The sequence below is a fragment of the Methanosarcinales archaeon genome, assembly GCA_014859725.1.
Classification (GTDB): Archaea; Halobacteriota; Methanosarcinia; order Methanosarcinales; family Methanocomedenaceae; genus Kmv04.
Genome location: JACUTQ010000130.1, coordinates 1 through 6554 on the forward strand (window position 1 = coordinate 1; position 6554 = coordinate 6554).

The following is a 6554-nucleotide window of genomic DNA, read 5'->3' on the forward strand; positions in this document are numbered from 1 at the left end:
AAAATATGTTGAAAGTGATTGTTAGATCATAGAATTTTTACACGGATTTATACAGATTGTACTTTCAGGCTAGATTACTTCTTCAAGTCCGATCTCTTCAGAAGGGTTGGGTTACAAAACCCGCTGAAGAAAAGAGGGGGGATAGTTATAGAATTAATCCTTTTATCGCGGGATGATTCTTATTTCATATTCATTTGAGTTATGTCTGCACCATCGCTCTTAAATCGCCCATATTTCGGGCTGGATGATTGACTTGAAAGAGAAAACTACTGAATTGGGAACAATATTTAAATTTGCCTTAATTTGAATTTTTTACTGCATTTAGCTGTAAATTTAAATCATAAGGTATAAATATGCTTGATTGAATGATTAACCATCTAATTATACGTTAATTGGAATTTTATCCATAGAGGTATTGTATTATGAAAGAAAGAATCATACCAACTGCGCCAATTGAAAGAGTGATAAGGGCAGCAGGAGCCCATAGAGTAAGTGCAACAGCCAGTGCAGCCCTTGCAGAACATCTTGAAGAGTATGGTATTGAATTAGCAATACGGGCCAATAGTCTCGCCATTCATGCCAAGCGGACTACTGTGAAAGGTGAAGACATAGAAGAAGCGTTAAAACAGATGAAAAGATGAATATGGAATTTTTCCATTTGAACCATAGCCAGATCTACATTTGCATCCGTTTTTTAACCTAATTGGACATACAAATATTAAGATACTGCATGAGCTATCTTAGGATCAATAACTCCATTAAAATGAATTGATATCTTAAGACCGTTGGTTGTAGAGATCCCTACACCCAGGACTCCGCCTACATTGTTACAATATTCGTCTTACAAGCAATGAAGCTGATCATATATTGATTGTTTACTTCTCCCATTTTTCCCCAAATAATAATATAACTGCCAACTAATAAATATTTCGAAACATAAGCAGATCAAAATCCTATGACAAAAATAAGAGAAATTAAAGAAAGAGAACTTGTTTCCATCATAACTGAAATTATGGAAATATGTCCAATTTCAAATAGGCCATCTCTACTGGTTGCTGCAGGCAAGGATGACTGTGCTGTTATCGAACTGAGTAGGTCTGAACTTCTGGTCGCATCCACAGATATGCTCCACAGCAGTACTGATTTTCCTGCAGGCATGACCCCATGGCAGATGGGTTGGATGAGCATGGCCGTGAATTTGAGCGATATTGCAGCTATGGGTGCCAGGCCCATAGGAGTAATGGCAGCTATGGGACTGCCCCCTGACCTTGAGCTGGATAATCTAAAAGAACTGGTTGAAGGGATGAAAGCCTGTGCAGAGACGTACGGGACTCATATCATTGGTGGCGATATTGACCGACATGATGAACTGACTGTAGTGGGTTCTGTGCTAGGATCGACAGAAAAAGAACATCTCATATTACGAAAAGGTGCCAGGATCGACGATCTTGTATGCGTTACCGGTGAACTGGGCACGGCAGGAGCCGCACTGGATGCCCTCAAAAATGATACGAATGTGGACTCTGGTCTGGTTAAAAAATTCTATCAACCCACACCCAGGATTTTTGAGGGTATGGCACTGGCCCGAACAGGGTGTGTAACCTCAATGATGGATATCAGTGACGGGCTGGCACTGTCCCTGCATGACCTGGCCGCTGCTAGCAATGTTGGATTCTTTATTAAGTTTGAGGAAATCCCAATCCATGAGAATGTAAGGGATATTGCAAGGGATGATGACCAGCTGGTTGAATGGAGTATATATACTGGTGGTGATTTTGAACTGCTTTTTACATTGAAACCCGAATGTATTGAAAAAGCAGGTGAAGTTGCAGAATTCACAATAATCGGAAATATCACTTCTGATAGTATCACCATGCAGCGAAGCGGACGTATTAAAGATATTGAAGCAAGGGGATTCCAGCAGTTCGGGGATAATATTTAACAGTTCTAGAGCCTAAAGTTGATACCATGATCACATGTCCCATCTGCGGGAAACCCGACTGCATCCAGACAGCTGAGGCGGTACTGGATTCCATATATCAATTATACCTTGCCTGCCCGGAATGCTTGCCAGAACCAGGTTGGGATAAGAGTGCTCCGCTACCAGCTCAGCCAGGTGCTCAAAATATCAACAGCGATACCCTTTTGTGCCCTTCATGCGGCCGAAGACCCCTTGATGCCATAATGGGTCAGGTATTATCCGTTATGCAGGAACATGGGGACAGGGATGATGCAGCAGGACTGGCCAAGGTGGGTACACCACTTATCTCTCCGGGTTTTCCAATCATGTACCCGCCCAGGTTGGGGTCTGATAATCTTGTCATCATAGCAGATAATATCCAGCAGGTCAGTGCAGAAGATATTGTGAACGGGGTGCCAGAGGTCAAGGGAGTTATATTGCGAACAGGTGACCAGGCAGAGAGTGTGGGCATTCTTGACCTGGATTCAGAACCTCATGAATATATTCTCCTGTCAGGGTGTGATATGAGGGGTGATCTTGCCCAGACTATTTTCGGTGAGCTGGTGATCTATAAGCAGCAGAGCAGGATACATATCGAGTTCAACAACCAGAACAAGATGGGAATAATTGAGCAGCTGGACATGAAAGGATTGCTGGCCGGTGCAGTGGTGGTGGACGGTATGTGCGGTTCAGGCGCTCTTGGTATGATGACCATGTTAGCCGGAGCAAAAAAAGTATTTTTCAATGATGCCTGGCGCCCGGCAGTTGAGAACCTGCTATTGAATGTTGAGGTCAATAAGGATATTCTGGATGTGCAATTGGAATCCATGGTATCGATCAAAGACCTGCCCCTGGTTGGGGAGGAACCCGTTCTGGTGGCCAGAGCTATGCGAAACGGTAAAATTGTCGCTGAGATATTTTTTGGCGATCTGAGGCTCCTGGTTGATGTAACTGGTACCTGTGATGTGTGTCTGATAGATACCTACCCTTCGGCAGACCCTTCGGATTTTGTTACAATATGGTCTGAAAAGGCCGGCAATGTGATAGTGGTCTGATCAATATTAGTCTCTTGACGGGATGATTCGCGCTGCTATTAGTCCGGCCAGCAGACTTATCACCAGTCCTTCAATTGCCCATGTGAGATTAATTGGAATGTAATAATTTCAGACTGGATTTACAGGATTGACAGGATACAGGGCAACATTTCAATCCTGTTAATCCTGTCAAAAAGATCAAAGAAGGAACAAAGAGTTCGAGTCCAAAAGGACAGCATTTAATTATCACGGTAATTTTATATTTTAACAGCCATGGCAAAACACCCGTAAAATCCACCACCACGCAGCATTATCAAAACCCGGAAGAACCGCACATGTCCCAAAACTACAGACCTCCCGCCGCTCTCCACCCACAGCGAGCCCCCGGTGCCTGTGCACAGGACGGCCGCCAAGAGTTCGAGTCCATTAATTATTGCTATAGTAGGGAAATATGTGAGATTAATTGGAATGTAATAATTTCAGACTGGATTTACAGGATTGACAGGATACAGGGCAACATTTCAATCGTGTTGATCCTGTTAATCCTGTCAAAAAGATCAAAGAAGGAACAAAGAGTTCGAGTCCATTATTGCAATAGTAGGGAAATAGTCCAGCAGTATAGCGCAGGGCAGGTTTATCAGGTAGGACATAGCCATGTATGATTGACTGCTGAGCAGGAAGATTATCAATCCGTAGTAAACTCCTTTCTTTTTCCAGGTTTTTCCAGGTACTGATGCTTCAAAGATGTCATAGACAGAAACGAAGATCAGAGCAAATACAAAGGCAGAAAACATTGATATGATATAGAACGACATTGGCGGCGGACCGATTGCGGGCATCATGATCTTGCTCCACACCTGGGCATACGCTTCATCCGTATAATAATCCATGGTCAAAACAGCACCTATCGTGTGTATGACCTGGCTAATTACTAGAATGGCAATACTGGCTATGACGATCTTTCCGAGATTTTCTTTCCTGATACACATGGAAAATCAACTCCAGTAATTAAAAGATGTTTAAAGGTAAAAATATTTTGCATAGCAATAAATGAAAATGAGTGAAGATAGTAAGCCCCCTTCTGTTTGCACGGCACTTCCCCTTTCGGATGTGATCCGCATCTAAACGGCATTCGGCTAAGCACCAACTCGGCTGAAGTTACAGGCAATATATTTATTATTATTTTAAAATTTATTTAAATTAATGAATTTATATATATATATTTATATTGAATAAAAATATTTACGAAAAGTTTAACTAATTTAAACATAATAAGTAAACAGTAGAGTGTTACTGGAGGTATGGGCTCGACGGTACTAAATATAGTGTAAGTTATGAGGTAGTATCGGTGGAGGCGTTAGTATTGCAAATTAATGGACTCGATGGATATTAATCTTGTAATAGGCTCAATACTATTGACTTTGGAATGGGGCTAGAAACTACAGTTTAAAAAATCCGAGATGCATAGGGATTTGCCATAAAAGGTATTGTAGTAAATGCATCAAGCGCTAAGTGGGGCGCTATACAAAGTAGCCGTAGGCGAACCTTGCCTAATATTGGAAAATACAACTAAAATAAAGGTGTTAATATGAAAAATAAGATGGTAATATTAGTAGCGGTTTTGCTATTTGCAACAACTGTACAAATTGTTTCGGCTGACGATTGGCCAATGTTTCATCATGATTTGGCTCTGAGTGGATATTCGACTTCTTCAGCGCCAAACACAAATGATACTTTATGGACATATGATACTGGCAGTGCAGTATATTCGTCTCCTGCGATTGTGAATGGAATACTTTACATCGGAGACATTGATGGTACACTTTACGCAAATGATGCATATACTGGAGAGAATATTTGGACCTTCCCAACGGATGGACCCATATATTCATCACCTGCTGTGGAAAATGGGATTGTCTATTTCCTATCAGCATCTGGGACCTTCTATGCTCTGGATGCCGGAACTGGCACAGAGAGTTGGAGTGTATATATAGGAGGCGGTCCATGGGATTGGTCATCTCCAGCGGTTCATAACGGAAAGGTGTTCATAGGCGCAAGTAGCGGTTATATCCATTGCTTTGATGCAACTACAGGTGTGCCAATATGGAGTACATATATTGGTGGAACTCCAGATTCTCCCATAAGTGTGGCAAACGGAAAAGTCTTTAGCGGCACTCACAATTTCGATAATAACGATCCAACTCTTGTTGCTTTGGACGAAACCACTGGTGCAATAATTTGGGAATATGATTATTACCTGTATCATGGTAATGTAGTCGGTATGGTCAATAGCAATGGTGCAACCGTGGCAGACGGTGATGATGACGGTGACCTTGAAGTCTACTTTGGCGTTTACAATTGGGTTGGAGTGGGTGATCAGGCTATTTGCCTGAATGAGGCTACCGGTCTAGAGGAATGGACTGCAGATATAGGAGGTCATTCTACTTCAACACCTGCCGTACATGACGGAAAAGTGTTCATAGGCTCAGATGATTATAATATGCATGCTCTTGACGCGACGTCATCTGGTACAGAGATTTGGAGCTTTGCAACCGGCGGCCAAGTATGGTCAGCCCCAGCAGTAGCAGATGGAAAGGTATTTTTCGGCTCTTGGGACCATACATTCTACGCAGTAGATGAAATGAACGGAGATTTGATATGGAGTTACTACACTGGAGCAAGCAGAATGATAGGATCCCCCGCAGTAGCAGATGGAATTGTATATATTGGCAATGAAAATGGGAATATATATGCCTTCGGGATAATTCCTGTGAATATTGACATTAAACCCGGCTCCTGCCCGAACCCGATCAACACAGGGAATAAGGGAGTCCTACCTGTTGCCGTTCTGGGCACTGAGGATTTCGATGCAATGACCATTGATCCGGCAACGATCCAACTGACCATTACGGGTATGGAAGGAGTAGCACCGCTTCGCTGGAACTACGAAGACGTGGCCACACCATTTGAACCAGTAGAAGACGGACCATGCTGCCATGACCTTGACGGCGATGGATTCATGGACTTGACGCTCAAGTTCAACACTCAGGAAGTGGTTGAAACATTGGGACTGGAGGGGTACGCAGGAGAGATAATCCAACTTACCATAACGGGTAACCTCATGGAAGAATTCGATGGTACACCCATCAGAGGCGAGGACTGCGTCTGGATACTTGTTCAATAAAATATAAATTAAAGTGTATGGTTTTTCCATACACTTTTTCTTTTTTTCAAGCTTGATCAATTTCCCAATCATTGCCGCATTAATCTTACCGCTACCACCTCCGATCGCGAGCTAATGATCAATCCTTCCAGCATTCAATCTACAATTATTGCACATTGCAGGTTAATCAAGAAATACTGGGCCACATAGGACTGGGAACTCACAAGGAAGATTATCAGCTCTAATTATTAAGTGAGGTGTCATGACAAGGAAATGTTAACTTATCTCACATTTTCTAAGGATTATTTCATATTTAGTAAAAAATTCTTTGGATAAATAATTATGAGTGAGGATAGTAAGCCCCCTTCTGTTTGCACGGCACTTCCCTGAGGGATGT

6 protein-coding genes are annotated in these 6554 nt (G+C 42.4%); 4 read left to right on the plus strand and 2 right to left on the minus strand.

What is annotated here, in order from left to right; translation table 11 throughout:
- Window positions 1-422: 422 nt before the first annotated feature.
- The 3 genes from IBX40_09980 to IBX40_09990 all read left to right on the plus strand — a co-directional run bounded on the left by IBX40_09980 (window position 423) and on the right by IBX40_09990 (window position 3015).
- Window positions 423-641: a histone family protein gene (locus tag IBX40_09980; protein MBE0524644.1), complete on the plus strand. Its 219-nt coding sequence runs from the start codon at window positions 423-425 to the stop codon at window positions 639-641.
- A 314-nt stretch (window positions 642-955) separates the two neighbouring features.
- On the plus strand, window positions 956-1942 hold the full coding sequence (gene thiL / locus IBX40_09985) for a thiamine-phosphate kinase (GenBank protein MBE0524645.1): 987 nt from the start codon (window positions 956-958) through the stop codon (window positions 1940-1942).
- Window positions 1943-1968: 26 nt separating this feature from the next.
- Complete coding sequence (locus IBX40_09990) at window positions 1969-3015, plus strand: hypothetical protein (GenBank protein MBE0524646.1); 1047 nt, start codon at window positions 1969-1971, stop codon at window positions 3013-3015.
- A 236-nt stretch (window positions 3016-3251) separates the two neighbouring features.
- On the opposite strand, the gene IBX40_09995 is transcribed toward IBX40_09990, so the two are convergent.
- Both IBX40_09995 and IBX40_10000 read right to left on the minus strand, forming a co-directional pair.
- Entirely contained in the window at window positions 3252-3407 is a 156-nt protein-coding gene (locus IBX40_09995; GenBank protein MBE0524647.1) for a hypothetical protein, read from the minus strand.
- Window positions 3408-3551: 144 nt separating this feature from the next.
- Window positions 3552-3983 carry a hypothetical protein gene (locus tag IBX40_10000; protein ID MBE0524648.1) on the minus strand — a complete coding sequence of 144 codons (432 nt, stop codon included), beginning with the start codon at window positions 3981-3983 and terminating at the stop codon, window positions 3552-3554.
- A gap of 599 nt (window positions 3984-4582) precedes the next feature.
- Here IBX40_10000 and IBX40_10005 point away from each other — a divergent pair.
- Window positions 4583-6178, plus strand: coding sequence for a PQQ-binding-like beta-propeller repeat protein (locus tag IBX40_10005; GenBank protein ID MBE0524649.1), 1596 nt, complete (start codon window positions 4583-4585; stop codon window positions 6176-6178).
- Window positions 6179-6554 lie beyond the last annotated feature (376 nt).

Coding starts and splice junctions, on each gene's coding strand:
- IBX40_09980 (MBE0524644.1), top strand. CDS start 423: ATGAAAGAAAGAATCATACCAACTGCGCCAATTGAAAGAGTGATAAGG.
- thiL (MBE0524645.1), top strand. CDS start 956: ATGACAAAAATAAGAGAAATTAAAGAAAGAGAACTTGTTTCCATCATA.
- IBX40_09990 (MBE0524646.1), top strand. CDS start 1,969: ATGATCACATGTCCCATCTGCGGGAAACCCGACTGCATCCAGACAGCT.
- IBX40_10000 (MBE0524648.1), bottom strand. CDS start 3,983: ATGTGTATCAGGAAAGAAAATCTCGGAAAGATCGTCATAGCCAGTATT.
- IBX40_10005 (MBE0524649.1), top strand. CDS start 4,583: ATGAAAAATAAGATGGTAATATTAGTAGCGGTTTTGCTATTTGCAACA.